This is a genomic window from Streptomyces sp. NPDC096152, from assembly GCF_044763235.1.
Taxonomy (GTDB): Bacteria; Actinomycetota; Actinomycetes; order Streptomycetales; family Streptomycetaceae; genus Streptomyces.
Map to the genome: position 1 here is coordinate 565363 of NZ_JBIWFW010000002.1, position 25643 is coordinate 591005.

25 protein-coding genes and 2 pseudogenes are annotated in these 25643 nt (G+C 71.8%); 13 read left to right on the top strand and 14 right to left on the bottom strand.

Annotated features, from left to right (window positions below; genetic code table 11):
- Window positions 1-4: 4 nt before the first annotated feature.
- The 6 genes from ACIQ9G_RS08025 to ACIQ9G_RS08050 form a co-directional block, all read right to left on the bottom strand.
- A complete protein-coding gene (locus ACIQ9G_RS08025; protein ID WP_403607471.1) occupies window positions 5-1483 on the bottom strand; it encodes a glutamate--cysteine ligase in 1479 nt (492 codons plus the stop codon).
- Between the two features lie 193 nt (window positions 1484-1676).
- Window positions 1677-2459, bottom strand: coding sequence for a phosphatase PAP2 family protein (locus tag ACIQ9G_RS08030; protein ID WP_403607472.1), 783 nt, complete (start codon window positions 2457-2459; stop codon window positions 1677-1679).
- Between the two features lie 3 nt (window positions 2460-2462).
- Complete coding sequence (locus ACIQ9G_RS08035; RefSeq protein ID WP_403607473.1) at window positions 2463-3416, bottom strand: YihY/virulence factor BrkB family protein; 954 nt, start codon at window positions 3414-3416, stop codon at window positions 2463-2465.
- Window positions 3416-5215, bottom strand: a complete 1800-nt coding sequence (locus ACIQ9G_RS08040) for a diacylglycerol kinase family protein (protein WP_403607929.1) — start codon at window positions 5213-5215, stop codon at window positions 3416-3418. The genes ACIQ9G_RS08035 and ACIQ9G_RS08040 overlap by 1 nt, the downstream gene beginning before the upstream one ends.
- 107 nt (window positions 5216-5322) lie before the next feature.
- Complete coding sequence (locus tag ACIQ9G_RS08045) at window positions 5323-5565, bottom strand: DUF6411 family protein (RefSeq protein ID WP_402438569.1); 243 nt, start codon at window positions 5563-5565, stop codon at window positions 5323-5325.
- 180 nt (window positions 5566-5745) lie between these two features.
- On the bottom strand, window positions 5746-6336 hold the full coding sequence (locus tag ACIQ9G_RS08050; RefSeq protein WP_403607474.1) for a hypothetical protein: 591 nt from the start codon (window positions 6334-6336) through the stop codon (window positions 5746-5748).
- Window positions 6337-6675: 339 nt separating this feature from the next.
- Here ACIQ9G_RS08050 and ACIQ9G_RS08055 point away from each other — a divergent pair, with 339 nt between their 5' ends.
- From ACIQ9G_RS08055 to ACIQ9G_RS08070, 4 genes are all read left to right on the top strand, one after another.
- Window positions 6676-7278 carry a hypothetical protein gene (locus ACIQ9G_RS08055; RefSeq protein ID WP_403607475.1) on the top strand — a complete coding sequence of 201 codons (603 nt, stop codon included), beginning with the start codon at window positions 6676-6678 and terminating at the stop codon, window positions 7276-7278.
- Window position 7279: 1 nt separating this feature from the next.
- Window positions 7280-9139 carry a M48 family metalloprotease gene (locus ACIQ9G_RS08060; RefSeq protein ID WP_403607476.1) on the top strand — a complete coding sequence of 620 codons (1860 nt, stop codon included), beginning with the start codon at window positions 7280-7282 and terminating at the stop codon, window positions 9137-9139.
- 86 nt (window positions 9140-9225) lie between these two features.
- Window positions 9226-10701 (top strand): VWA domain-containing protein, encoded by a 1476-nt coding sequence (locus tag ACIQ9G_RS08065; protein ID WP_403607477.1) that lies wholly within the window; start codon window positions 9226-9228, stop codon window positions 10699-10701.
- Window positions 10679-11662: a toll/interleukin-1 receptor domain-containing protein gene (locus ACIQ9G_RS08070; RefSeq protein WP_403607478.1), complete on the top strand. Its 984-nt coding sequence runs from the start codon at window positions 10679-10681 to the stop codon at window positions 11660-11662. The genes ACIQ9G_RS08065 and ACIQ9G_RS08070 overlap by 23 nt, the downstream gene beginning before the upstream one ends.
- A gap of 183 nt (window positions 11663-11845) precedes the next feature.
- Here ACIQ9G_RS08070 and ACIQ9G_RS08075 read toward each other — a convergent pair whose 3' ends face one another.
- On the bottom strand, window positions 11846-12019 hold the full coding sequence (locus ACIQ9G_RS08075) for a hypothetical protein (RefSeq protein WP_403607479.1): 174 nt from the start codon (window positions 12017-12019) through the stop codon (window positions 11846-11848).
- 188 nt (window positions 12020-12207) lie between these two features.
- On the bottom strand, window positions 12208-12645 hold the full coding sequence (locus tag ACIQ9G_RS08080; RefSeq protein ID WP_403607480.1) for a hypothetical protein: 438 nt from the start codon (window positions 12643-12645) through the stop codon (window positions 12208-12210).
- Between the two features lie 275 nt (window positions 12646-12920).
- Between ACIQ9G_RS08080 and ACIQ9G_RS08085 the strand changes: the two genes are divergently transcribed.
- Entirely contained in the window at window positions 12921-14321 is a 1401-nt protein-coding gene (locus ACIQ9G_RS08085) for a PhoX family protein (RefSeq protein WP_403607481.1), read from the top strand.
- A 167-nt stretch (window positions 14322-14488) separates the two neighbouring features.
- On the opposite strand, the gene ACIQ9G_RS08090 is transcribed toward ACIQ9G_RS08085, so the two are convergent.
- A complete protein-coding gene (locus tag ACIQ9G_RS08090; RefSeq protein ID WP_403607482.1) occupies window positions 14489-14875 on the bottom strand; it encodes a DUF4440 domain-containing protein in 387 nt (128 codons plus the stop codon).
- A gap of 134 nt (window positions 14876-15009) precedes the next feature.
- The gene (locus ACIQ9G_RS08095; RefSeq protein WP_403607483.1) at window positions 15010-15861 is read right to left on the bottom strand and encodes a LysR family transcriptional regulator; all 852 of its coding nucleotides are present in this window, start codon (window positions 15859-15861) and stop codon (window positions 15010-15012) included.
- A 149-nt stretch (window positions 15862-16010) separates the two neighbouring features.
- On the opposite strand from ACIQ9G_RS08095, the gene ACIQ9G_RS08100 reads away from it, so the two are divergent.
- The 5 genes from ACIQ9G_RS08100 to ACIQ9G_RS08120 all read left to right on the top strand — a co-directional run bounded on the left by ACIQ9G_RS08100 (window position 16011) and on the right by ACIQ9G_RS08120 (window position 19827).
- Window positions 16011-16748, top strand: a complete 738-nt coding sequence (locus ACIQ9G_RS08100) for an acetoacetate decarboxylase (protein ID WP_402438556.1) — start codon at window positions 16011-16013, stop codon at window positions 16746-16748.
- An 88-nt stretch (window positions 16749-16836) separates the two neighbouring features.
- Window positions 16837-17634, top strand: coding sequence for a 3-hydroxybutyrate dehydrogenase (locus tag ACIQ9G_RS08105; RefSeq protein WP_403607484.1), 798 nt, complete (start codon window positions 16837-16839; stop codon window positions 17632-17634).
- Window positions 17635-18016: 382 nt separating this feature from the next.
- Complete coding sequence (locus ACIQ9G_RS08110; RefSeq protein ID WP_403607485.1) at window positions 18017-18487, top strand: HIT family protein; 471 nt, start codon at window positions 18017-18019, stop codon at window positions 18485-18487.
- A gap of 406 nt (window positions 18488-18893) precedes the next feature.
- A complete protein-coding gene (locus ACIQ9G_RS08115; RefSeq protein WP_403607486.1) occupies window positions 18894-19367 on the top strand; it encodes a hypothetical protein in 474 nt (157 codons plus the stop codon).
- Between the two features lie 136 nt (window positions 19368-19503).
- The gene (locus tag ACIQ9G_RS08120) at window positions 19504-19827 is read left to right on the top strand and encodes a hypothetical protein (RefSeq protein ID WP_403607487.1); all 324 of its coding nucleotides are present in this window, start codon (window positions 19504-19506) and stop codon (window positions 19825-19827) included.
- Window positions 19828-19964: 137 nt separating this feature from the next.
- Here ACIQ9G_RS08120 and ACIQ9G_RS08125 read toward each other — a convergent pair whose 3' ends face one another.
- On the bottom strand, window positions 19965-20759 hold the full coding sequence (locus ACIQ9G_RS08125) for an inositol monophosphatase family protein (protein WP_403607488.1): 795 nt from the start codon (window positions 20757-20759) through the stop codon (window positions 19965-19967).
- A gap of 68 nt (window positions 20760-20827) precedes the next feature.
- Complete coding sequence (locus ACIQ9G_RS08130) at window positions 20828-22252, bottom strand: RtcB family protein (RefSeq protein ID WP_403607489.1); 1425 nt, start codon at window positions 22250-22252, stop codon at window positions 20828-20830.
- Window positions 22253-22645: 393 nt separating this feature from the next.
- Between ACIQ9G_RS08130 and ACIQ9G_RS08135 the strand changes: the two genes are divergently transcribed.
- A complete protein-coding gene (locus tag ACIQ9G_RS08135; RefSeq protein WP_403607490.1) occupies window positions 22646-23392 on the top strand; it encodes a PP2C family protein-serine/threonine phosphatase in 747 nt (248 codons plus the stop codon).
- A 30-nt stretch (window positions 23393-23422) separates the two neighbouring features.
- Here the strand turns inward: ACIQ9G_RS08135 and ACIQ9G_RS08140 are convergent, their stop codons facing one another.
- Window positions 23423-24067 (bottom strand): protein-L-isoaspartate(D-aspartate) O-methyltransferase, encoded by a 645-nt coding sequence (locus tag ACIQ9G_RS08140; protein WP_403607491.1) that lies wholly within the window; start codon window positions 24065-24067, stop codon window positions 23423-23425.
- 18 nt (window positions 24068-24085) lie between these two features.
- On the bottom strand, window positions 24086-24520 hold the full coding sequence (locus tag ACIQ9G_RS08145) for an archease (protein ID WP_403607492.1): 435 nt from the start codon (window positions 24518-24520) through the stop codon (window positions 24086-24088).
- A 261-nt stretch (window positions 24521-24781) separates the two neighbouring features.
- Here ACIQ9G_RS08145 and ACIQ9G_RS08150 point away from each other — a divergent pair.
- A pseudogene (locus tag ACIQ9G_RS08150) lies at window positions 24782-24910 on the top strand (CBS domain-containing protein); the annotation flags it as partial.
- A gap of 83 nt (window positions 24911-24993) precedes the next feature.
- Window positions 24994-25571 (top strand): annotated as a pseudogene (locus ACIQ9G_RS08155) (SDR family NAD(P)-dependent oxidoreductase); the annotation flags it as partial.
- Window positions 25572-25643 lie beyond the last annotated feature (72 nt).

Consider the following 25643-nt stretch of genomic DNA (forward strand, 5'->3'; position numbering starts at 1 on the left):
CGCGTCAGTCGACCGGCCAGGTGTGCACCGGGGCGTTGAGGTGCATGTAGTCGATGTAGACCTGGGTCATCCGCCGCAGGGCCTCGTGCCGGCCGGCACGAGTGGCGGCGTCGATGTGATGGAACATCTCCTTCTGCCAGACCGCTCCGTTGCGGCCGGTGACGCACCGCTGCTCGATGACGCCGAGCAGCGGTTCCCGCCAGGCGTCGTCCATGCCGGACAGCTCCAGCCCCCGGTGGGCCAGCGGCAGCAGCCGCCGCAGGACGAGTTCGGGCACCGGCACCTCACCCATCCCGGGCCAGTACAGCCGGGACTCGATGCCGTGCCGTGCCGCAGTGTGCAGGTTGTCCTCGGCGGCCGAGAAGGACATCCGGGACCACACCGGCCGGTCCTCCTCGACCAGGGCGCGGGTCAGCCCGTAGTAGAAGGCGCCGTTGGCGAGGGTGTCGGCGACGGTCGGGCCGGCGGGCAGCACCCGGTTCTCCACGCGCACGTGCGGTCTGTCGTTGGCGACGGCGTAGACCGGGCGGTTCCAGCGGTAGATCGTGCCGTTGTGAAGGGTGAGCTCGCCCAGTTCGGGGATGTCGCCGTTGTCCAGCGTCTCCGCCGGGTTCTGCTCGTCGCACAGGGGCAGCAGCGCCGGGAAGTAGCGCAGGTTCTCCTCGAAGAGGTCGAACACGCTGTTGATCCACCGCTCCCCGAACCACACCCGGGGCCGCACCCCCTGCACCTTGATCTCCTGCGGCCGGGTGTCGGTGGCCTGCTCGAAGAGCGGGATGCGGGTCTCGTGCCACAGTTCCTTGCCGAACAGGAACGGCGAGTTGGCCGCCAGCGCGACCTGCACCCCGGCGATCGCCTGCGCCGCGTTCCAGTAGCCGGCGAAGTCCTCCGGGGAGACCTGGAGGTGGAACTGGGTACTGGTGCAAGCAGCCTCCGGCGTGATCGTGTCCGCCCAGGTCCGCAGCCGGTCCGTGCCGTCGACCTCGATGCGCAGGTCCTCGCCCCGGGCGGCGAAGACCTGGTCGTTGAGCAGCCGGTAGCGCGCGTTCTCCGACAGCGCCCCCTCGCCGACGTCCTCCTGCCGCAGCGTGGGAAGGATGCCGATCATGATCAGACGCGTGCCGACGGTGCCGGCGCGCTGCTCGGCGTGGTTCAGCGCGGCGCGGATCTCGGACTCCCACGCGTCGGGGCCGCCCGCCGTCAGCCGCCTGGGCGGGATGTTGATCTCGAGATTGAACCGGCCGAGCTCGGTGGACCAGGCGGGGTCCGCGATCGCTTCCAGTACGGCGTTGTTGCGCATCGCGGGCTCCGCGTCGCCGCCGACGAGGTTGAGCTCGATCTCCAGCCCCACCTGGGGCCGCTCCGACTCGAACCGTGCCTCGCGGAGCATCAGCGCGAACGCGTCGAGGCACTCCTGCATCTTGATCCGGTACCGGCGGCGGTCCTCGCGGGTGAAGACCAGCGCCGGGACGTCCCGTCCCATCGGCCCTCCACGGTGCCGCTCCGGTCGCCTCTCCACCCCAGCGTCGCATCATCGAGCGACCCCGACCAGACGGGACACGAGCGACCTCGGAGCGACGGGAAGCGGGCGATTCCGCCCCCGTGGGACGCGGAGGATGCCGGGCCGGCGGGACGCGGACGATGCCGGACCGGCGGGACGCGAGCGCCGGCGGCGCTCAGCGGCCCGGGGAATCCGGTTCGGGGCGGCTGCCGGTGAGCTCCGGCTCCAGGCCCTCGCTCACCGGCGCCCGGCCCCGGCCCACGTCCGCCCGCCACGCCTCGAAGGCCCAGGCGGTGAGCGCCACGACGGCCAGCCCCAGCAGCCAGCCCCCCACGACGTCGCTGACCCAGTGCACGCCGAGGGCGACGCGGGTGAAGCCGACCCCGAGCACCGAGAGCACCGACACGCACCAGAACGGTATCCGCGCGGCCCGCGGCACCATCGGCAGCAGCACCAGCAGGAACACCGCGAAGGAGGTGGTGGCGGTCATCGCGTGGCCAGACGGGAAGGAGTAACCCGGTGCGTGCGCCACCGGGTCCTCCAGCGCGGGCCTGGCCCGCTCCACCACGGTCTTCACCAGCAGCCCGATCAGGCCGCCCGCCACGGCCGTCACCGCGGCCCAGGCGGCCAGCCGCCACGCCCTGCGGTACAGCAGCCACACGGTCAGCACCGCGACGGCCGCGCGCAGGGTGACCGGGTCCCACACCCGGTCGGACAGTACGTGCAGGGCGCTCGTCCACGCCGGGTCGTTCACCGCGACCTCGTGCAGCCGTCGTGCGGCGTCCATGTCGAGGCGGCCCAGCGGCCGCCACTGGCCCACGACGAGGATCAGCAGCAGCCCGAAGGGCACCGAGGCGACGGCCGCGACCGCGACCGAGGCGAGCAGCCGTGCGCCGAACCGGCGGTCGGCCTCCCGGCGGCGACGGTCACGAAGAAGCGAGAGGGCGTTGCGGACCACCGTTCAGACTCCTGGATCGGGCTGGATCGGACCGGGCCGCCTGCCGCGCGCGGCCTCCAGTTGCGCGGCGAACGACAGCCCGAGGAAGAGGGCGACGGAGGTCAGGTAGGCCCACAGCAGCAGCGACATGAAGGCGCTGAGCGGCCCGTAGACCGTGTCGAAGGAGCCGCTGAGGTCGAGATACAGGCTCAGCAGCCAGGTGAGGGTCATCCACAGCACCAGGTACACCGCGGCCCCGAAGGCCAGCCAGGTGTAGCCGGGCTGCTTGCGGCGGGGAGAGCGGCGGAAGACGGCGCTCGCCGAGATGAGCGCGAGCAGCAGCCCGAACGGCCAGCGCAGGATGTCCCAGGCGGCCTGGGCGCTGCCGTCGAGCCGGTAGACCGACACCGCCGCCGAGGCGAGGTCGTCGCCGGCGACCATCGCGATGAACCCGAGGCCGAGCGGGAGCCCGGCGCTGAGGGACATCACCAGACCGCGCAGGTACTTCCGGTGGAAGGGGCGGTCGCGCTCGTTGCCGTAGATCCGGTTGGCTCCGCGCTCGATCTGGCACATCGCGGTGGTGACGTTCATCAGGGAGAAGCCCGCGCCGAGCCAGAGGGCGACCTGCGCGCCGTCGCCGGCCGAGCGCCGGCCGCGGTCGAGCGCGTCGGCGACGACCTTGGCGCTGGGGCCCTCGGCGATCTTGTGGATGGTCAGTTCGGCCAGTCTGCCGATGTTCTCCGTGTGCAGGGTGCCGGACAGGCCGACGAACGCGATGGCCAGCGGGATCACCGCCAGCACCGTCTGCAGGGCGAGGGCACGGGAGTGGCTGAAGCCGTCGGCGTAGCGGAACCGCAGGAAGGCGTCGCGCAGCAGGTGCCAGCCGCCGTAGCGGCGCAGCGAGGCCCACGCCTCGTCGGCGGAGAGCTCCTCGCCGCTCATGTCGCGGGTCTCGGGGACGGTGGTGGCGGTACCCATCACTTCCCCCGCTCGGGCAGCAGCACGGTCAGCGCGCCCGGCCAGGCCTGCGCGGTGAGCCGGCGGCCGGGGGCGACGGGATCCCCGTCGAGCTCGCGCGGCTGCGGGGAGTCGAAGGTGAACTCGGCCCGGCGGAAGGCGAAGAACTCCACCGGCACGCCGTCGCCGTCCCCGTCGCGCTCCTCCGCGGTGAGGCGGTCCGCGGTCTTCGGCGGTGTCTTCGTCCCGCCCCGGAGCAGGGTAGCCACGGCGCGCAGCCAGTCGCCGGGGCCGCGCGGGTCGAGGATCAGCAGGTCGAGCAGTCCGTCGTCGGGACGGGCGTCCGGCAGGAGCGTGATGCCGCCCTGCACGGTGCCTATGTTGCCGACGAGCACCATACGGGCCGCACGGCGCAACGTCGGCCCGTCGTCGAGGCGGACGGTCAGCTCCATCCGGGGGGTGCGCAGGGAGCCGAAGACGGCCAGCACGTAGGAGAGCCAGCCCAGGACGGCCTTGGCCCGGTCGTGGTCGTTGGCGCGCTGCATGACGGCGGCGTCGAGTCCGGCGCCGGACATCGCGGCGAAGTGGGTGGCCGCCAGGCCGTCGCCCTCGATGCGTCCGAGGTCGATGTGCCGGGCCGTGCCGCGCAGCGCGGCGTCCAGCGCGTCGGCGGGTGCCAGGGGCAGGCCGAGGTTGCGGGCCAGCAGGTTGCCGGTGCCGCAGGGCACCATGGCGAGCGGGACGTCGCTGCCCGCGAGGGCGTCGGCGGCCGCACGGAGGGTGCCGTCCCCGCCGCAGACCACCACGAGCGACGCACCGTCGCGCACCGCCTCGGCGGACTGGCCGCCGCCCGGATCCTCGGCGGTGGTCTCGATGAACACCGGTGCGTGGTGCCCGTGTTGCTCCAGCACCCGGCGCAGCGCGTCGCGGCCGGCCTGGTCGGTGACCGTGGGATTGAAGACCACGGCGGTACGGCCGCCGGGCCGTTCCGGATGGCCGGAGGCGGGGGCCGGGAGGGGCTGCGCGGCGGCCGCGGGGGCCGGAATGCGCCGAGCGGTGGCCGGGGCAGCGGCCACGGATCCGTCCACGAGCAGGGCACGTCCGACGATCAGCAGGGACAGGCTGCCGTTGACGAGCCCGCCCGCTACGTCGGTGGGATGGTGCATGCCCCGGTAGAGACGGGCGACGGCCACCAGCAGCGGCAGCAGGAACAGCACTCCGGCCACGACTCTCCGCCACGGCCCGCGCATCCGGGACAGGACCAGCACCGCCAGCCCGGCGTAGACGGCGGTGGCCGCGCCGGTGTGGCCGGAGGTGTAACTGGACGTCGGCGGAGAGGCGTCGAGACGGTCCACGTCCGGCCGGTGCCGCTCGACGGCCACGGTGATGCCGAGGAAGACCAGTGACTGGAGCGCCACGGCGAGGGCCAGGAACAGCGCCTGCCGCCACATCGGAAGCCGGGGGAGCAGGATCAACCCCAGGCAGCTCAGCAGGGTGACGGTGATCACCGTGAGCGTGTTACCGGCCTCCGAGGCGACCGACGACAGGGCCGTCAGCGTGCCCGTCCGGATCCGCTCGAAGCCCTCGTTGACGTGGTCCTCGACCGTCATCGGCCACAGACCACGGGCGGGCCCGGTGATCAACAACCCGATGCCCACCATCAGCGCCGCCTGACACACGGTCAGCGCACCGATCCGGGCGGCGGCCCGGCCGGTGCCGCGGGGCACGGAGATCCCGTGGGCGGCTCCGGTGGCTCGGGGTCGTGCGCCGGGTCTTTCCCCGGGCAGTCCGGCGGCACTCTCCGGCACGGCGGTAGGCATCGGCACTCCCATCGTCAGCGCCTCGCGGCGACGTTCGGCCGGGGTCTTCTCAGTCCCGGCCATCGCCATATGCCCCCTCTGCCCGGGTGCAGACAGGCTTTTCTCGCTCAGAACGGGAGACGGTTCCGGGCCCGACGGCCCGCGCCGCCGCTGCGCCCGACGGCGCGGGAGCTGGAGCTGAAGGGCTTGCTCAGCAGACGCCCCAGCGGGCCGGGCGCCTTCGACCCGGCCCGGGAGCCGGCGCCCAGGGTGCGCTGCGCGCCGTTCTGCGGGTGCCGGGACAGGCGCGGGACGAGGAAGGCGAGGATCGCGAGGAACACGCAGAAGACGAGGACACCAACGATGATCACTACGGACTCCAGGACTGTGCGGTCGACATTCGGGTCAGGTCTCGACCGCGTGCCCCCGCACGCCGGAATCACGCCGGAGTCGTCCGCCGGAGTCGTCCGCCGGAATCACGCCGGGGCCGTCCGCGTGGACGGCCCCGGCGATGCCTCGGGTGCGCTCGGCGCGGGTGCACCGCCCGCACCTCACCACCTGTGGGCGACGTCCACCACGATGCGGTCCGGCAGCCTGAGCACCCGGAACGGCAGGCGTGCCCGCACACCGAGCCCGACCTGCGTGACGCCCTCGAAACTGGCGCCGAACTTCGCGTCCCGGAAGGTGCGGTAGCCCGTCAGGTCGACACCGGGCAGCTTCTTGCCGGCCCGCCCCGGGTAGGTCGGGGTGCCGGTCTCCGGGTCGTACGACGGCGCGTGGATCCGGATCTCCAGGATCGCCCCGCCGGACACCGGGATCACGGCGCCGGACGCGTCCTGGCGGAAGGTCTTGACGTAGGCGACGTCGTAGCCGGGCGCCTTGCTGCTCGCGCCGGGAACGTCGAACACCATCCGGTCGTAGCAGTCGTGCCGCCCGGTGCGGATGCCGGTCAGCGACCGCTGCACCTGCGAGCCGTCCGCCCCGTGCTTGGACAGACTGCCCCAGCCGGTCGGACAGCCGAGCGCGGCCGCGCGGGCCGTTCCCTGACCGACGGCGGAGGCCGCCGGAACCGCCGCCCCCAGCGTTCCCGTCGCCATCACGACGACCGCCGCGGCGGCAGTCGTCCATCGTCCCTTGCGCATGATGTCCCCCTTCGGCGTCATGACTTTTCCGTCTCGTCTGCATACATGACATTCGGGGGGCTCGTATGGTTGCGCTCCGGGTCGGAGCTTCCGCGGATGCGTCCGGATGATTGCCGGACGGGACGCGGCGGCGGGGGCCATACTCGGAGACACGCCACGGCACATGCGTAGAGGGGCGGATGTACCGACTTCACGGAGTCGGTCCGGGGGCAAGCACGCGACGGCGCGACGGCGCAACGGGGGTGACGCACACTCATGACGAGTCCGACATCGTCTACGACGGCCGTGCCCGCAAGCGCGTGGAGACTCGGCGGGGACCGTCGTCGACTGGCCCGGGCGGTGGCCAGGGAGGTGGTCAACGAGGTGGCCGCCGGCGAGCTCCCGCTCTTCGAGCAGCGCGCCCGGAGCCACTTCCGCCCCCGGCTGTGGAAGCGCCGGCCCCTGTCCGTCGACGTCCTCGGGCTGGCGGCCGATGTGGTGACCCCGGCGGCGCTGTCGGCGGCGGCCGGGGTGATCGGGGTGATGTCCGCCGAGCTGGTGAGCCGGCTGACCTCGCGCGTCGTGGGACGTGTGACGCGCCGCTGGCGGCGTCCGGAGCTCGCACCCGCCGCGTCGGCGGACCCCTTGCCCGCCCCCACCGCCACGGAACTGGCCCGCTGGCACGCCGCCGCGCTGTCGGGCGCCCGCCGTCACCTCTCCGAGCCGCGCGCCGAGCAGGTCGCCGACTCCGTTCTGGCGGAACTCGTACGGATGCTGGCGGCGGACGCGACACCGCGGTGCCCCACGCAGCCCACGGCCGCGGACGGCGGCACGCCCGTCGGCGGAGGCCCGGCCACGGAGGGCGGCGCGGACGCGGGCGGAGGCGCCGGCGGTGGCGCCGGCGCGGACGGAGATTCGGGCGCAGACACAGGCACAGACGGTTCAGCGGCGACCAGGCCCTAGCGTGCTCGTACGCGCCGTCCTCTTCTGCGTCACGCTGATGGCCGCGGCCGTCACGGTCGCCTTCCCGGCCACCACCGAGCGACGCGACCGAGCCGCGGAACCCTACCCCCAGTGCTGGCTCCAGGCGGTCAGGGACTTCCAACTCTCCCTGCCGATGGACCCGGTGGAAGCCGAGATCCTCCGTCAGGCGCCGCTCTGGCCGCCGCGACGGGTGCCGGACGCGTACGCGCCGGCCCTGAAGCGGTATCTCGACCGGCGTTGTGCACCACCGCCGCCGAACCGGCGCGCGTCACGCGCCGGACTCGCGCTGGGTGCGCTCGGAGCCGGCGGCATCACCCTGTACTGGCTCAGCCCCTACCAGCAGATCCTCCTCCGCGGCCTGCGCCGCCTGCACCCCACACGGCGTTCCGGAACGCCCCGCGGCTACCGGCCCGACCTGGCCGACGCCGTCCAACGGCTGGCGGACGACACCGGCGTGACCGTCCACGGAGTGTGGCTCAACGCCTCCGACTACACCAGGAACGCGGTGGCGTTCGGCCACTGGCGCCGCCGGCACATCGAACTCGCCAGCGGTATGGAGGCACTGTTCGACGAGGATCCCGGCACCTTCGAGGTCGTCGTCCGCCACGAGCTGGGCCACATCCGCCACCGGGACCTCGACCTCACCTACGGTGTCACCGCGTTGTGGGCGGCCTTCAACCTCCTCCTCGTCGCCACGTTCGGCTTCGCCGTGTCCGGATACGCCGGCGAGGGCGCGTACCTGATCCGGCTGTCCTTCCACTTCGTGCTGCTCGCCCTCCTGCTTCACGCGGCCCGCAACACCTTCCTGCAGTCCCGCGAACTGCACGCCGACGCGTTCGCCGTGAGCGGTCCGCAGGCAGCGGACACGGGTGAGGAAGACAGGGCGGAGGAAGGCACGGCGGAGGAACGCCGAAGGAAACTGGACGAGTTCTTCACGGCCCTGTCCGCGCAGCGCCCGCACAACAACCGCGCGTCACGCACCTTCGTCCTCGGCGGCAGGGCCCCCACGGCACGGAAGACGGCACAAAGCCGCCGCTTTCATTGGCCGTTCGCCACGCACCCCGCCCTCCACCGCCGCCGTGCGGCCCTCCGCAACCCCGCTCTGGCGGGTGAACTCGGCGTCTGGGAGGCGGCCTTGACCGGATGCGTCGCCATGTTCGCCGTCAACCTGCTGCTGGGGAACAGCTTCGACCTCATGATGACCGGGCTGGGACTGGGCTTCGTGGACGTCGACACGCTCCGCCCCCTCTACTCCTGGCTCGCGATCCCCCTGCTCCTGCCCACCGGAGCCGTACTGGGTACGGGCATCCGGCACACGGTCGCCGCGTGGGACGGCATCCGAGGGGGCCGCAGGCTGGCCGGGCGGCTCACCCTGCTCGCCGTGGGCCTGTGGGCGGGGCTGTACGCAGGATGCGTCCTGCACCCGGCAATGACCTTCGGCTCCGGCACCTCGACGCAGCTCGGCACGATGTGGTGGCACGGGGTCACCGGCGTGATCGGCCTCGGCCTGGCACTGACCGCCGCACTGTCCGTCCTGGCCCTCACCCTGCTGGCCCTGGCCTGCGACGCCCTCTGCGCACCCCGTGCACCCCGTGCCCCCCTTGTACTGTGCGCCCCGCGGGCACCACGGGCAGCATTCTGGTGCGTCGGCACCTATGGCGTACTCACCGCCGCCGCCTGGTTCCCCTCGGCCCTTCCCGGCGGGATCGCCCCGTACCTCCTGACCACGGTTACCGTCGTCGCACTCCTGAGCGGCTTGGCCGTGGTTTTCCTCCGCCGCGTGCCCGGAGGGCCCGCTCCCGCGCCACCCACCCCGCAGCGCGAAGGCCAGAGCTCCTGAACGGCCGTCGATCCGCCCGGAATTGCCGATTCTCCCTCTCCTGGTCCCGAGAACATGCTTATGTGGCTGTACGAGGGGGGAACGGCATGAGCGAGCCATCCGCGCAGAATGATCAGCCCGTCAAACTTCTGGTGGTTCCCGAACGGACCGCGACGCGCGACGACGAGGTCACCGAACTCGACGTGGTCCTCGAGGTCAGGTGCCGGATCGCCGAGGAGGCGACGGGGCGCACCGGCGGAGCGATGAACCTCTGCCTGGTCATCGATCGCAGCGGCAGCATGAGCGGCCAGAAGCTGGAGACCGCCAAGCGGAGTTGCGTCGAGATCTTCCGCCGGATCACCGGCAACAGTCTGCTCACCGTGGTCGTGTTCGACGACGAGGCCGAAGTGGTGATCAATCCGCAGACGCCCCGGGACAAGGTCGAGGAGAAGCTCGGCGCCATCGGGACCGGCGGCATGACCAACCTCTCCATGGGCTGGTACCAGGGACTGCTGGAACTTCAGACGCACATGACGGACCAGCACTACAACCGGCTGGTGCTCCTCTCCGACGGCATGGCGAACAGGGGCGAGACGAAGAAGGCCACGCTGGCCTCCATGGCCTCCCGGGCTCGTGACGTGGGCATCACCACCTCGACCGTCGGCATCGGCACCGACTTCCAGGAGGACCTGCTCGAGGCCATCTCCACCGCCTCCGGAGGCCGGTTCTGGTACATCGGGGACTCCGCGATCGAGAGCATCCTGGAGGAGGAGTTCCTCGGCGCCCTCACCGTCGCCTACGACCGGCCCCGCGTACGACTGGACCTGCCCGCCGGCGTGAAAATCAGCGAGGAGCTGCACTCGCTGCGCAGCAGCCCGCGCGGCGGTTACGGTCTGCGGTCCCTGAAGGGGCAGGACGTCTTCAACTTCGCGGTCCGTCTGGAGATCGATCCGGAGCGGGTGGACGGCGAGTCGTTCCGCATCGGGGCGACGCTGTACAACGACCGCGAGGAGGTGGCGGCCGCGGAGGAGACCGTCACCCTGGCGCCTCAGCCCCAGGTCGCCGCCACACCGGTGCATCCCCTCGTGACCAGCGTGGTGGCGCAGCACCGCGCGGCGTCCACCGACGAGAAACTCATGGCGGGGCTGGAGTCCGGGGACCTCAGCAGTATGCGCACCGAGTTGATGGCCGAGGTCGAGCGGATGCGCGCGGTCGAGGCGGACATCAAGAAGCGGCGGTCCATGTGGGGCGACGACGCCCGCTATCAGGGTGAGATGGGCAACGTCGGCGTCTACATGGGCAACAACGCCGTATCTCTCGCGCTCACCGAACTCCTCGCTCCGTACGGTCAGTCGCCGGTGGTGCAGCTCTTCCTGAGCCGGTGGCGCAAGGTCGTCAAACGCGGGTGGGCCCGCAACGACTACCGTGACATGGCAGCGTACGGCGTCGACTCGGACAACCAGGCCGGTCTGCTGCTGGAGGCGATCCGGCTCATCGACCGGCTGATCCTCGAGTTCCCACAGGACAGGGCCACACTGGAAGAACACCGCGAGAGAATCCGTGACCAGCTGGCACAGCTTTGACAACGAGGACTGGACCTACAACGCGGGGTCGAAGACTCTCTTCGGACACGGCGGCGGCATCGGCGACTTCGCCACCTCCTACGCGGTCGACACGTCGCTCGGCACGATGCTCAACGGCCGTGTCTCCGCGGAGATCCGTCTGACGAGTCCCACCGGGACGGGCGCCGGGCTGGTCTGCCGGGCCGATCTGGGCTGGACGTTCGTCGCGTTCCACACGGTGTCGCCCAACCCGGTCGACCACACGGCCGTGGCACGGTTCAGCGTCCTGCAGGAAGGAGTGCTGGTCCCCATCGCCCAACTGCCGGAGCCCATCACCCTCTCCCAGGGGTTCAACCGCTTCTCGCTGGAGTTCTACTCCGGCCGGATGCGGGGCGAGATCCGAACCGGCAAGCACGAGTACGAGTTGCTGGCCACCTGCCCGCACGTCCCGTTCCCCGGCCATGTGGGGCTGGTGAAGTTCTACGGTGCCGCGATGATGGCAAAGTCCGTCACGGCGGAGCGCACCCTGATGCCCTTCGTCACCCCGACCGTGCTCGAGCGGACGCGAAAGGGCCAGGACTTCTCGCACGACGTGTTCCTCTGTCACGCGTCGCCGGACAAGCCGGAGGTGGAGTCCCTGGCCGAGCGGCTGCGCGAGCGGGGCATCCGGTGCTGGCTGGACAGCGGGGAGATCCGGTTCGGCGACCGGCTCACCCAGAGGATCCAGGAAGGCCTGCGCGGAAGCCGGTACGTCCTTCCCTGCATCAGCCCGAACTTCCCCAAGTCCATCTGGGCGCAGTCGGAGTACGGATTCGTCCTCAACGCCGAACTCAGCGGAGACTCCTCCCGGACCGTGGTCCCCCTGATGCTGGACGACGCCGAACCGCAGCAGATCCCGGAACTCCTCCGGGACGTGCGGCGGGTGAACACCAGTAACCAGGTCGAGTTCGAGGAGTTCATCGCCTTCCTGCTCAGCCACTAGCCCGAGGACCGGGGAGGGACAAGTGGCAGGCCCCGGCGGGCGCTGTCCACACGCCGAACAGGGCGCCCACCGCCCGTACGAGCTCAGACACAGTGGGAGCACAGGTCAGGGCACATGCCGGAGCACGACGAGAGGGGCCGACAGCGTCAGCCGTCGGCCCCTCGGATGTCACAGCGGGGGAGGTCAGCCCGTGAGGCCGTCCTTGGACCGCTCCTTGGTGTCGCGGGCCTTGCCCCGGGCCTCCAGTGCGGCTCCCTTGGCAGCGGTGGTCTCGTTGCCGAGCGCGTGGGCCGCCTTGCGCACGGCCTTCCCGACCACCTGCTCGGTCTTGGCCTTGGCCTTCTCTGCGGCGCTCATGTCAGTCCTTTCGTAGACACTCACTCACCCGCGTGCCCCCGACCCGACGACGAAAACGGCCCGCTCCGGCACCGCTGAAGCCGCTCCGGCACCGGTGAGGCGCACCAGCCCCGCTGGAGCCGCTCGGCCTCGGCCAAGGGTGCATCCACCTGGACGAGGGAGAAGCCGCCCCGGCCCCGCGACGGCGCCTACCGCATCCGGGCTCCGGCCGTGCGCAGCATCTCCTGCCAGGCACGCATCCGTCCCGCCGCACCCTCGTTCAGCAACTGGTCCACCGCGCCGCTGGTCACGGCGGGAGTCTGGGCGGCCGGGGGCGCCTGCTGAGCCTCGCGCCGGGCGAAGTCGGCCAGAGCCTGCTCCTGCTCGGCGCTCGGGTCGGGGGACATGGAACCGCCCCTGCCCACGAGGTCGTACCGTCGTCCGTCCACGGTCAGCAGGAGGGTGCCCAGGCGGGTCAACCGGCCGGTGACGGTGCGCGGGTCCGCCTGGAAGACCACCGCGGAGGCGCGATCACGGGCCCGCAGGGCGCCGGCGCCCAGGGTGACCAGGAGGGGCTCGCACCGCGCGCCGTTCCACAGGCTGCGCCGCCAGTAGACGATCCCGGTGTGTTCGGCCTCAGTGCTCATGGAGCAGATAATGGCATGAACGCGCCCGACCAGCGGCCGGAGGACCCGTGCGGCGGCCGGCGGGGTCGCTTCGGAGCCGCCCTGGAAGCCGCCTCGGAATCGCTTCGGATCTGCTTCGGGTCCGCGTCGAGGGCGAACGGCCCCCGCTGACAGGAGACCGAACACGGCGGAGGGGGAACGGAGGACACGGGTGACACGCGTGGTTCCCGATGCCGGTGGCTGATGATAGACACGGCGGGGTCACAGTTCCTGTCCGCCAGCAGGAAGGCTGCCCCATGTCAGAATCCAGGTCCGACGCCGCGCCCGAGACCGGCGGGTCGGCGACGCGACGTCAGGTACTGGCCCGATCCGGCGCCGTGGGATTGGGTATCGCCTTCACCGGAGCACTGTCGGAGCTGTTCGCGGGTACCGCGAGTGCGCTGGGCCGCTCCGGCTACGGCCCCCTCGTCCCCGATCCGAACGGCCTGCTCGACCTGCCGGAAGGTTTCCGCTACAAGGTGCTCTCCCGCGAGGGCGATCGACTCCGCTCCGGGGAAGGGCGTGTCCCCAGCAACCATGACGGCATGTCCGCCTTCGCTGGCAGACACGGCCGGGTGCACCTGGTGCGCAACCACGAGAACCGTCCCACCGCGGCGGTCCCCGTCCCGGCCGTCGCGGGCATCACCTACGACCCCGCCGGCAAGGGCGGCTGCACGACACTCACGCTGGGCAGCCGAGGCGACGTCCTGTCCGAGCGGGTCGCGATCGCCGGTACGGCCGTCAACTGCGCGGGCGGGCACACCCCTTGGGGAACCTGGCTGACCTGTGAGGAGACCGAGGACAGAGCCGGCACGAACGGCTACACCAAGGACCACGGCTTCATCTTCGAGGTGGACCCGGTCGATCCGCACCGCACGGGGGCCGTACCGCTCACCGCCATGGGCCGCTTCCAGCACGAGGCGATCGCGATCGACCCCGGACGGGGTGTCGTCTACGAGACCGAGGACGCCTTCCTCAAACCCTTCGGACTCTTCTACCGGTTCCTGCCCGAGCGGCCGCGCGGCGGCCTCGGCTCGCTGCGCGCGGGCGGCCGGCTGCAGGCCATGCGCGTTCCCGGCGTGCCGGACCTGTCCTCCATCCAGGAGACGGGAGCCTCCTTCGACGGCATCGAATGGGTGGACGTCCCCGACCCGCTCGCCACCCAAACCCCCATCCGCCTGCAGGACTTCGGGCCGAAGGGCATCACCCACGCCCAGAAGCTGGAAGGCTGCTACTGGGGCGGAAGCTGCGTCTACTTCGTGTCCTCCTTCGCCCGCAGCGCGGACGGCTCCGCAGCGGACCACTTCGGGCAGATCTGGCGCTACGACCCCGCCCTGCGCCGCCTCACGCTCGTCGTCGTCTTCGGCCCGGACACGGACGTGCGACTGCCCGGCGAGTCACCGGACAACATCTGTCTCGCCCCCAGCGGCGGTCTCATGGTCTGCGAGGACGGCAACGGCGCCCAGCACGTCTTCGGCGTGACCCGCCGCGGCGAGGTGTACGCCATGGCCCGCAACCGCCAGAACATCGGCACGCCCGAGGCCCCGGAGTGGGGCGAGTTCGCCGGCGTCACCTTCGCCCCGGACGGCAGGACGATGTACGTCAACTGCTACACCCCCGGCACGACGTTCGCCGTGACAGGGCCGTTCCGGCGGTAGTCCCGGGCCGGCGTTCCCGCTGATCGCCGGTGGGCCGGTTCCGGCTCACCGGCCAGATCGCGGCGGCCCGGTCGCAGGGGACAGGGCAAGCCGGCGGACGGACCTCGGTGCGCCCTCCCCTCGGCCTCGGATGCCGCGGCTCCTGGAGATCAGCCTGCGGGCAGGCCCTACTCCATCCCGGCCGGCACTCGCGTGGCCTGGTGGTGGTACATCCGCCAGCCCGCGTCGCCGTCACCCTTGCGCCAGATCGAGCTGTGCCTGGTCCTGCGCTCGCCGAGCCTGGTCTCGAAGGTCAGATGCACCAGTCCCGGGGCGAGCCGCACGCCCGAGAGATCCGAGGGCTCGTAGCGGGGACCGTCCGGCGAACTGCCCGGATGACCGGGCAGTTCGCCGAGCATGACCTCGTACGTCGACCGACGTCCGGACCCGCCGACCTCCACGAACTCCGGGTCGAGGAGCCGCCCGGCAAACTCCCGTGACGCGCGGATCCGCGGATCCATCAGCGCCAACTCGCCCGCGATCGCCTGCCGCACATCGTCCGTCGCCTCGTCCATGACCGTATCCCTACCGAGCCCACCGGCCCCGCGGCAACCGAATTGATCATCCGCACGGGTTGTTCGTCCCGCCGCGGCATCGACCGAGGGCTGATCTCCGCCACCGCCCTCGTGCGGACGTCATCATGCGGACGTCATTCGGAATGCTCCGCGGCGGCCCGGGCGGCCCGGATCAGTTCGTCGGAGAGCGGGTGCGGGGCTCGGGCCGGAAGGACGAGGACGAGGGGTACGGGAGGCGCGTCGGCCAGGCCGATGTAGCGCACGCCGGGGTGCGGGTGCTGCCGTGCGAAGTCGGGCAGGACACCGAAGCCCCGGCCGAGGGCGACCATCTCCATCCAGGCGTCGTAGGTGGCGCTCTCCACCGCGACCGAGGGCCGCTGCCCCGGCGGCCACAGCTCGGGGCGGACGGTGCCGCTGGCGGAGTTGACGACGAGCGGCAGTCCGGCGAGTTCCGCCCACTGCAGGCGACGGCGCCGGGCGAGCAGATGGTCGCGGGCGACAACGGCGATCCGCGGCTCGGAACGGAGCCGGATCGAGGTCAGGGCGGGATCGTCCACGTCACCGTGCAGCAGGGCCGCGTCGACCGCGCCCACGTCCACACCGGCGAGACGGTCGTCGCGGCGGACGAGCTCGACGGGCACTCCGGTGGACTCCTCGAAGTCCGTGAGGATGCGGCGGGCGAGGCCGCTCGGCAGCAGCCAGGTGAAGCCGAGACGCAACTGCCCCTCGGCGCGGACACGCGCGAATGCGGCGTCCATGCGGGGCAGCAGCTCTTCCAGTTCGGCCCGCAGGCGGCGGCCCGCGTCCGTGAGCGCCACGCTGCGCGTGGTGCGCCGCACCAGCCGCACGCCGAGAGAGCGCTCGAGCGCGGCGAGGGCGCGGGTGAGCGTGGGCTGGCTGATCCGGCACCGCGCGGCCGCGCGGGAGAAGTGCTCCTCTTCCGCCAGCACGACGAAGTACCGGAGATGTCGCATCTCCGTATTCATGCGACACGAGTATAAATACGGGTGGTGGCGCATTTCTCTTCGGCCATCGGCCCGCCTAGCGTCGGGAGTGCTCAGACGGCCGGACCGTCCCCGGCGTGAGGGGGTCCGACCCGGTACGGACATCGCGCCACGGAAACGGACTGCTCGGCATGCGCAGCGAAGACATCCTCCGCGCTCCCTCGACCCCTCTGGACGGACCGGCCTTCCCGGCGGGCCCGTACCGCTTCTCCCGGCGCGAGTACCTGACGATCACGTACCGCACGGACCCGGACGCGATGCGCGCCGTCGTCCCGGAGCCGCTGGAGGTCGACGAGCCCCTCGTGCGCTTCGAGGTCATCCGGATGCCGGACAGCACGGGCCTCGGCGACTACACCGAGTCGGGACAGGTGCTGCGGGTGCGCCACGGCGGCGAGGAGGCCGAGTACATCCACTCGATGTACCTGGACAACGCGCCCGCCATCGCCCTGGGCCGGGAGGGGAGCGGCTACCCGAAGAAGCTGGGCGCACCGCGCCTGTACACCGACTCCGACACCCTGGTCGGCACCCTCGACTACGGCAGCCTGCGGGTGGCGACCGCGACCATGGGGTTCAAGTACGCGCCGATGGACCCCGAGGCCGCCCGCGCCGAGCTGGCCGTCCCCACGTACATGCTCAAGAAGATCCCCGGATACGACGGGTCGCCGCGCATCTGCGAACTGCTGCGCATCGAGATATCGGACCTGACCGTTCTCGGCGCCTGGACCGGCCCGGCCCGGCTGCAGCTGTTCGCGCACGCGCTGGCGCCCATGGCGGACCTGCCGGTGCTGGAGGTCGTCGGCGCGTCCCACATCCTCACCGACCTGACGCTGCCGACGCCGTCCGTCGCACACGACTACCTCGCGGCCTGACCACCCGCCGCCCGTTGCTCGACGCCCGCCGATCGACGCGCGGCCCCGCCCCCTACGACCACTCGCGACACCGACGAAGGAATGGCTCGTGTCCACCTCATCCTCGCCTCTCTCACCGTCCCCGGCGCCCTCCGTCCTCCCCGATCTGACCGGGCGGACAGCCCTCGTCACCGGCGCCGGCAGCGGCATCGGCCGGGCCATCGCGCTGCGCCTGGCCGCGTCGGGCGCGGCGGTACGCGCCCTGGACCTGGACGCGGACGGCGTCCGCGCCGTCGCTCGGGCCACCGGGGGTGAGGCCCTCGTCGTCGACCTGTCCGACCTGGACGCGGTGGACGCGCTCGACCTGGACGACGTCGACATCCTGGTCAACTGCGCGGGCATCCAGAACGTCTCGCCGATCGAGAACTTCCCGCCGGAGAAGTTCTCGCTGATGCTCCGGATCATGCTGGAGGCCCCGTTCCGCCTGGTGCGCGGAGCGCTGCCGGGCATGTACCGCCGGGGCTGGGGCCGCGTCGTCAACGTCTCCTCCGTGCACGGTCTGCGCGCTTCCGCCTACAAGAGCGCCTACGTCGCCGCCAAGCACGGCCTGGAGGGCCTGTCGAAGGTGATCGCGATGGAGGGCGCCGCGCACGGGGTCACGTCCAACTGCCTCAACCCGGGTTACGTGCGCACCCCCCTGGTCGAGCGGCAGATCGCCGACCAGGCCGAGGTCCACGGCATCTCCGAAGCGGAGGTCGTCGGACAGGTCATGCTGGAGAGCGCGGCCGTGAAGCGACTGGTGGAGCCGGAGGAGATCGCGGAGGCGGCCGCGTTCCTCTGCGCTCCGCACACGTCGGCGATGACCGGGACCTCGCTCGTCATCGACGGAGGCTGGACCGCCCACTGAGGGCCGGTACGGGAGCTCCTGCGGGACGGCGCGGCCACTGGGCCGGGCCGTCCCGCGCCGCGTACGGACGGTCAGCCGGCCCGCTGCCTCTGCTCCGGGGCCGCCCGCAACCGCCGTACTTCGGCGCTCGAGCGCGGCACGTCTTGGCGCGCGGCGGCGATGAACCCGACGTTCGCATCCGACCCGGCGGAAGGTGACGAGAACCGGTGGGTCCTCACCGAGCTGACGGGCCATTCGCACCGTCTCCCCGGCCGTCGGCAGGCGGTCGAACAGATCGGCAGGCTACACACGGACTCAGCGCTGCGGGCCGAACGTTCAGTTGAGTTCGCGTCAGTTCGGCGCATCCGTCGACCGCGTGTGGCGGCTGTGGTGAGGTCGGGTCATGACTGATCTATGGCGGACGGACCGGATCGGGGCTGCTCTGCGGGGCGAGAACCCGACTGTGCTGCGGCGGCTCGAGGCGGGCTTCGCGGTGATCGGGGACGTTCAGTTCCTGCCGGGGTACTCGGTGCTTCTCGTGGATGAACCAGGTGTTCGACGACTGTCCGACCTGCCGAGGGCCAGGCGGATGTCGTTCCTGTCCGACATGGATCAGCTCGGCGAAGCGGTCGAGCTGGCTTGTCAGCGTCTGGACCCGGAATTCCGCCGGGTCAATCTGGAGATCCTGGGCAACAGTGATCCGTTCCTGCACGCCCACGTGTGGCCTCGATTCGATTGGGAGCCGGTCGAGTTGAGGGGTGGACCGGTGTGGCTGTACCCGCGTGATCGATGGAGAGACGAGCGGTTCAGGCTCGGTCCGCGGCACGATGTGCTGCGAGACGCCATCGGCGCCGAACTGGACCGGCTGCGCTGAAGCGTTCGAGGGCGGTGCTGAGCGGCAGGCGCCTTGGAGCGCGATGCCCCGGCACCGCCGGCCCCGCCCGCTGTGACTGCGCGGGTCGAGGCAGGGGCTCTCCCCGTGCCGCGGGTCCCCGCTAGCGTGTCGCGGTCTGCCGGGTCTGTAGCGACACGCTGTCTTTGAGGGTGAGCAGGCGTCAGGAGATCACCCGAAAGGACCAATGGTGTGTCAATCTGCTTATATCTATGGGGGTTTGTGGCCCCCTCCGTCGCGGGGGAAGCGGCGTGAAGGCCCCATAAATACCCCGTTCGGAGTCTCGGAGCCCGCTCTCCGATATGCCCGATATGACAGGTCTGGGGGTGGTCGTTACGTTCAATCATGTGCCGGCTGTGGAGCCGGTGTCCCTGAGAAGGAGAAGCACATGAACACCACCCGTTCCACCGTTGTCACGGCCGCCTTCGCGGCCGGCGCGGCTCTGGTCGCGACGGGCATCACCTACGCGTCGGCCGCCTCGGCCCCGGAGGCCCCCCAGGCCGCCCAGGCCGCGCCGGCCGCTGTCGCCGCCGCCCCCCTCGGTGGCAGCACCGGCGGCAAGGGCGGGGAGGTCTACGAGGAGGGCCGGATCTTCATCAACGAGCGCTCGTACTCCTCCCACGCCGGTGACTGCATCACCGTGATCAGCGGCCTGGGCGCCAAGACCCTCAACATCCGCAACGACAGCCGCAAGACCGTCGAGGTCTTCCGCGGGGTGGTCTGCGACAACGGCGCTCCCATCGCCACCGTCGGCCCGCACAGCTCCAGCGACGGCGTGCACGTGCGCTGGACCAAGGGTGTCAAGGTCAAGCACGGTGTCGTGGGCAGCTTCCGCGTGGTCGACCACGACTACAAGGACTGATCCCGCACCGACTGAGTGAATGGGGAACCCCGGCCCGCCGGAATCGGGCCGGGGCTCCACAGCAGGGCCAAACGACACTCCCGGCACTGCGCGTCCACCCCCGTTGAACTGCCCGGTGATCGGGCACTCTCTGAGGGTGGACGCGCACCGGCAGCCGGAGAAGACTCCCGACGGACACTTCGTCGTCGTCAACGGGCGGAAATGGCGGGCGGCGGATCCCTCGCTCCCCGAAGAAGTCGCCGGCCGTCTTCGTCACCACCTCATGGCCGCTCGCCGCGCGGTGCGCTCCGCGACAACCGCCGGCGTCCCCGAGGCCGAACGCTCGGCCCGCGCTCGCGTGAACCGCGCGAAGATCGCGTCGGGGGAGCGCGGCACACCGTGGTGGGAACAGTCCGAGGAGCAGCGCCGCCGGAGGTGGGAACGCGGCCTCGCGCGACTCGACGCGGACGCGCCGGAGTGAGGCGCCCGCCGCCGCCCCCTTCATCACAGCTCTGCGGCGACCACTGCTGCGGCGAACGGCAGGCCGCACCGTCGGGCAGTCACAGCCACCGCCCCAGGGCCCACAGGCCCCGCCTGCCACGGACACCCGCGCGACCATCACCTGATCATCGACATGAGCAGCCCGTGGGTCTCGGCATCGGCGGCGACGACGAGTCCGCGACCGCGCCCCGCCCGCTCGATCGGGACGCCGTCGATCCCGGTGACCACGCAGCCGGCGGCCCGGCACACGGCGATACCGGCTGCGAAGTGCACGCTCCCGGACAGGTCGCCGCCGTCGGTGACGTACGCGGCGCGCTTCCCGGCGGCGACCCACGCCAGTGCCAGCGTCGTGGACACGACCCGCGGCCGGAACCGCTCGGCGAACCCGGGACGCGCCAGCAGGTCCACGGCCCGGAATCCGGGTGCGCCGGGGAAGGGTGGATCCAGATTGACTTCCACCAAGCGGGTGTCGGCCGAGGGCACGAGCTCCGCGTCGACCCCGTCGCGCCGCACCCGGGCGGTCTCGCCGTCGGTGAAGGACACCTCGCCACTGAACGGGTCGGCCACGGCCGCCGCCCCGCCCCGCAGCGCGACGTTGACGGCCACGAGCATGCTGCCCACGGCGTAGTTCAGCGTGCCGCACAGGGGATCCACCAACCACTGGCGCTCAGCCTCGGCGGCACCCTGCCGGCCGCCCTCCTCGCCCAGCACGGCGTCCTCGGGACGGGCGGCACGGATGACCTCGAGGATCCTCTTCTCGGCCTCGACGTCGGCGGCGGTGGCGAAGTCTCCGGCACCCTTGTCGATGCGGGCGAGCCGCCGGCCGTACAGGGTGCGCACCACGTCCGCACCGGCACGTGCCGCGGCTACAGCGACCTCGGCGTCGTCAGAGCCCGTACGGGAGTCGATCATGACGTGTACTATAGAGGCGGCAGACACGTCCTGACTCGTCCCTCCGCTCACCCCTTGGCGAAGCCCGCTCACCCCTTGACGACTCCGAGCGGCACCAGGCGCGCGACCAGCCGGGCGAGCCCCGCGCCCTCGGTCGCGAGGGCCACGGCGTCCACGTCCTTGTAGGCATCGGGGGTCTCCTCGGCGAGCGCGCGCCAGGAGGCCGGCCGGACGGCGATGCCATGGGATTCCAGCTCGTCGCGAAGTTGCTCGCCGCGGACCCGGCGCAGGGCCTGGTGGCGGCTCCAGACGCGTCCCGCGCCGTGGGCGGAGGACCAGAAGGCCTCGTTCCCGACGGTGCCGGCCATCACGTAGGAGGCCGTGCCCATCGTGCCGGGAACCAGCACGGGCTGCCCGGACTCGGCGAGGTCGTCCGGCAGGTCCGGGTGGCCCGGGGGCAGGGCCCGGGTGGCGCCCTTGCGGTGGACGCACAGCCGGCGGGGTACGCCGTCCACCTCGTGGGTCTCGATCTTCGCCATGTTGTGGGAGACGTCGTAGACCAGCTCCAGGCCCACCCCGGCGGCGGTGGCGAAGGCGTGGCGCGCGGCCTGGGTGAGCAACTGCCTGTTGGCGCGGCCGTAGTTGGCCGCGGCCGCCATCGCCCCGAGATAGTCGCGGCCCGACGTGGAGACGGCGGGCGCGCAGGCCAGCTGCCGGTCCGGCAGGTGGATGCCCCAGGCGCGCAGGGACTGGTCCATGACGCGGACGTGGTCGGTGCACACCTGGTGTCCCAGGCCGCGGGAACCGCAGTGGATCATGACGCACACCTGGCCGGAGTGCAGGCCGAAGGCGGCCGCGGTGCGGGCGTCGTACACCTGGTCCACGGCCTGTACCTCCAGGAAGTGGTTGCCTGATCCCAGGCTGCCGACCTGCTGGAGCCCCCGGTCCACGGCCCGCTGGCCGACCTGCGACGGATCGGCCCCCGGCAGCACTCCGCGGTCCTCGCAGCGCTCCAGGTCGCGCGGTACGCCATGACCGTGCGCGACCGCGTACTCGGCCCCGGCAGCCAGCAGCTGCTCCAACTGCGGGCGGCCGGACAGCTTCCACAGCCCGCCGCGCCCCAGTCCGCGCGGGACGGTGTCGCCGAGGATGTCCATCAGCCGCCGCATCCTGGACGCCAGGGGCTCGCGGTCGATGTCGCCGGCGAGCAGCCGGACGCCGCAGGAGATGTCGAATCCGACGCCGCCGGGCGAGATCACCCCGCCGGCGTCGATGTCCGTGGCGGCCACCCCGCCGATCGGGAAGCCGTACCCCCAGTGCACGTCGGGCATGGCGTACGAGGCGCGGACGATGCCGGGCAGGGTCGCCACGTTCGCGACCTGCTCCAGCGCCTTGTCCCCGGCCGCCTGCGGCAGAAGATCTCGTGTCGCGAAGACGAGCCCGGGCACGCGCATCGGGTCCTGCCGCTCGATGCGGAACCGGAACGGGGTCTCCTCCACCAGCGTGATGTCCATGCGCGTCACCCGACCCTGGCCGTAACGGACGTGACGCTTCCCCTCGAGGTCTGAGCGGTCGCTGTGTCGAAGCGGGTGCGCGGCCGCCGGGAGAATTTCGTCTCGCGCGCGGACTGTCCCGATCCCAGCCCTGTGGCCTCCATGCTATTGCGGAGGGCGGCCCCCGGCAGCCGCACCGCCGCGTGAGGCTCCGCCTAGGTCAGGCCGAGATGCACCGCAGAATGGACCGCCCGAAAATGGTCTGAGCACACGATTCGGGCCCCGGACGCACCGTCCGGCGCGCCCCCAAGGTCCCCCAAGGTCCTCCAAGGTCCCTCAAGAGCCACACACCATCGGCCCGGTCCGGCCCAACGCAACCCGGCCCGGTCCGGTGCGGGAAGGCGGTGGCGTCCGATGACGTACGTCGCGGTGAGTGCGCTGAGCCATCCGGGGCTGATCCGCGAACGGAACGAGGACAGCCTGGTCGCCGGGCCGTGGACCCTGTGCGCCACCGTGACCGAGACCCCGCAGACGCTGATGTTCCCGCTCGGCACGCCGCTCGTCGTCGCCGTCGCCGACGGGATCGGTGGCCAGCCCGGCGGCGAGGTGGCCAGTGGCCTGGTCGTCCGCCGGCTCGCGGCGGCCGGGCCCGCCCTGGCCGACGAGGACCACGTCCGCGAGGCACTGCACGCCTGCAACCGCGAGGTGTACGAGGCCGCGGGCGACGACCGCGACGGACTGGCGACCATGGGCACGACCGTCGCGGGCGCCGTCGTACTGCCCGGGTCGTTGCTGGCGTTCAACGTGGGCGACAGCAGGGTCTTCGCCGCGCCCCGGGACGGGCTGCTCCAGGTCAGCGTGGACGACAACCCACCGCCCGAGCCGGGTCAGCGCACCGTCTCTCTGCTCACCCAGGCCCTCGGGGGCACCTGGAAGTACCGGCCCATCACCCCGCATGTGAAGGCCACACCCGCCGCCCCCGGCGACAGGTACCTGATCTGCACCGACGGCCTGACCGACCCGGTGCCGAACGACGTCCTCGACGACCTGCTGGAGGAGTACGACGACGGCCGGGCCGCCTTCGAACTGTGGAAGGCCGCCATCGCCGCCGGCGGACCCGACAACATCACGCTCGCCGTGGTGCGGATCGCGGACGGATGACCGCCGGCCGGCCCCGCCCCGGAGAAGGAGTCAGGAGGAGAAGCCGTACCGCCCTTGCAGGCGGACGAAGTACGCGAGCGTGAGGACCCGTTGCCGCTCCAGCCCGGTCGGGGTACGCAGGTAGGACACGACCTGCTCCCGGCCGCCCGGCCCGATGGGCTGCACGAGGCGACCGCCGACCCGCAACTGCTCGGCCAGGGGCGCGGGAACCTCCGGGAACGCGGCGGAGACGACGACCGCGTCGTACGGTGCGCGGTCCGGCACACCCCCGCTGCCGTCCCCGACACGCAGCTCGACCTCGCGAACGCCCTGCCGGTCGAGGTTGCGCCGCGCCTGATCCGCGATGTCCGGGTACATCTCGACGGTCACGACATCGGCGGCCAGGCGGGCGAGCAGCGCGGTCTGGAAACCGAGGCCGGTGCCGATCTCCAGCACGTGCTCGTCCCCGCCCAGTTCGAGACCCTCGATCATCGTCGCCGAGAGCGAGGGCTGCGTGGTCACCTGCCCGTGCCCGATCGGAAGCGGGACGTCACGGTAGGCGCGCGTCTGCTGGTCGGCAGGCACGAATGCCGCCCGGGGCGTGGCACGTACGGCCTCCAGCAGGCGCTCGTCGCCGATCCCGGCCGCTCGCACGGCCCGTACGAGATCCTCGGGAGAGGGGGCGGCTTCGGTCATGTTCGCTGCTTTCCGTGCTCATACGTCGAGCGTCACCGAGCAGGTCCAGCCCTCCGGCCCCCGGGTGAAGGCCAGCTCGTGCAGCGTGACCGCCTTCGGCGCGGCCCCCGTCACCGGAAGCGACCCGGCATCGGCCATCCGCAGACCGCCCCGCACGCCGCCGGTGACCGGCGTCAGTTCCACCTCCACGGGGATCTCGTTCTCGGTGTCGAGCCAGTACACGACCTCTTCCAGCAGCGCCACCAGCACATCCTCGTCCCTGTCGGCCCGCACCACGACGTCCCGCCGGCGGACTTCGGCTGCCCCGGTCAGGTCCAGGAACGACTCACAGACCCCCCGCACCGCCTGCGCCAGGCACTCCTCGCGCGTGGGGGCCCATGCCTCCACGCGCAGGTCCGCGGTGTGCGGAACACTGCGATGCCCGGCGTGCCGCGCGGACGTCTCCGGCTTCATCCCACCGCTGCTTTCCCCTCACGGATCCCTGTGAACGGTCCGATCAGTCCGTGCCTCCATCGTCACCCCGCCGCGACGGTCACGCGCGACGGGCCTCGCCGGGTTTCCTCAGGTGCGGGGGTGGGCGGCCGAGGCGAGAATGAAGGGTGCGGTCCGTCGCCGGCAAGCGGCGACGGGGCGCCGCGGACGGCCCGGGGCGTCCACCGCGCCTGTCCGTTCGCCCTTCCGAAGGCAGGGACCGACGTGCAGATCCGGTACCTGATGAACACCCCGCCCGCCAGCGTGCCCCGCACGAGCTCGCTGGAGGATGCGGCGCGGCACATGGCCCGTGCGGGCGTCGGGGCCCTGCCCGTCGTCGACGACGACCGGGTGGTCGGCATCGTCACCGACCGCGATCTGGTCGTGCGGGCGATGGCCCGCGGTCTGTCGCCGCAGGGCGGGGTGGAGACGGTGATGTCCGCCGCCCCGGTTGACTGGTCAACAATGCCGGCGCGGGCCACACGGCACCCTGGAGCAGGAAAGCCTCGAGGATGTGCGTGCCGTCATGGAAGTCAACTTCTTCGGCGTGCTGAGCGTCACGAAGGCGGCCCTGCCCCTGCTACGGGCGAGCGAGGGCCGTCTCTTGACTGTGACCAGCGTCGGCGGGGTGATCGGCCAGCCCTTCAACGAGGCGTACTGTGCCGCCAAGTTCGCGGTCGAGGGTTTCATGGAATCCCTGGCGCCGGTCGCGGCCACGGCCGGCGTGCACGTCAGCGTGGTCGAGCCGGGTGCGGTGGCCAGCGAGTTCGTCAACAACGTGAAGCTCGACGACGACGTGCTGAAGAAGGCCGGGCCGTACGCGCCGGCCCTGTCGGCCTACCTGGACCGTACCCGCGAGGCCTTTGCCGACGCGCAGACGCCACGGGACGTGGCAGCGCAGGTGGTTGCTCTGCTTGCAGCCGAGAGGCCTGCGTTCCGGGTGCTCACCTCCGACGCGGCGCGCGCATTCGCCGGGACGAAGCTCAAGGACCTCGACGGCTCGGCCGTGCAGACGCTGACCAACGGGTGGGTCGCTTGGACCAACGGGGGGGCGCTCAGCGCACCGGTCTGCCGGCACGCCGAACACGTCCACCGCCGCCATGCC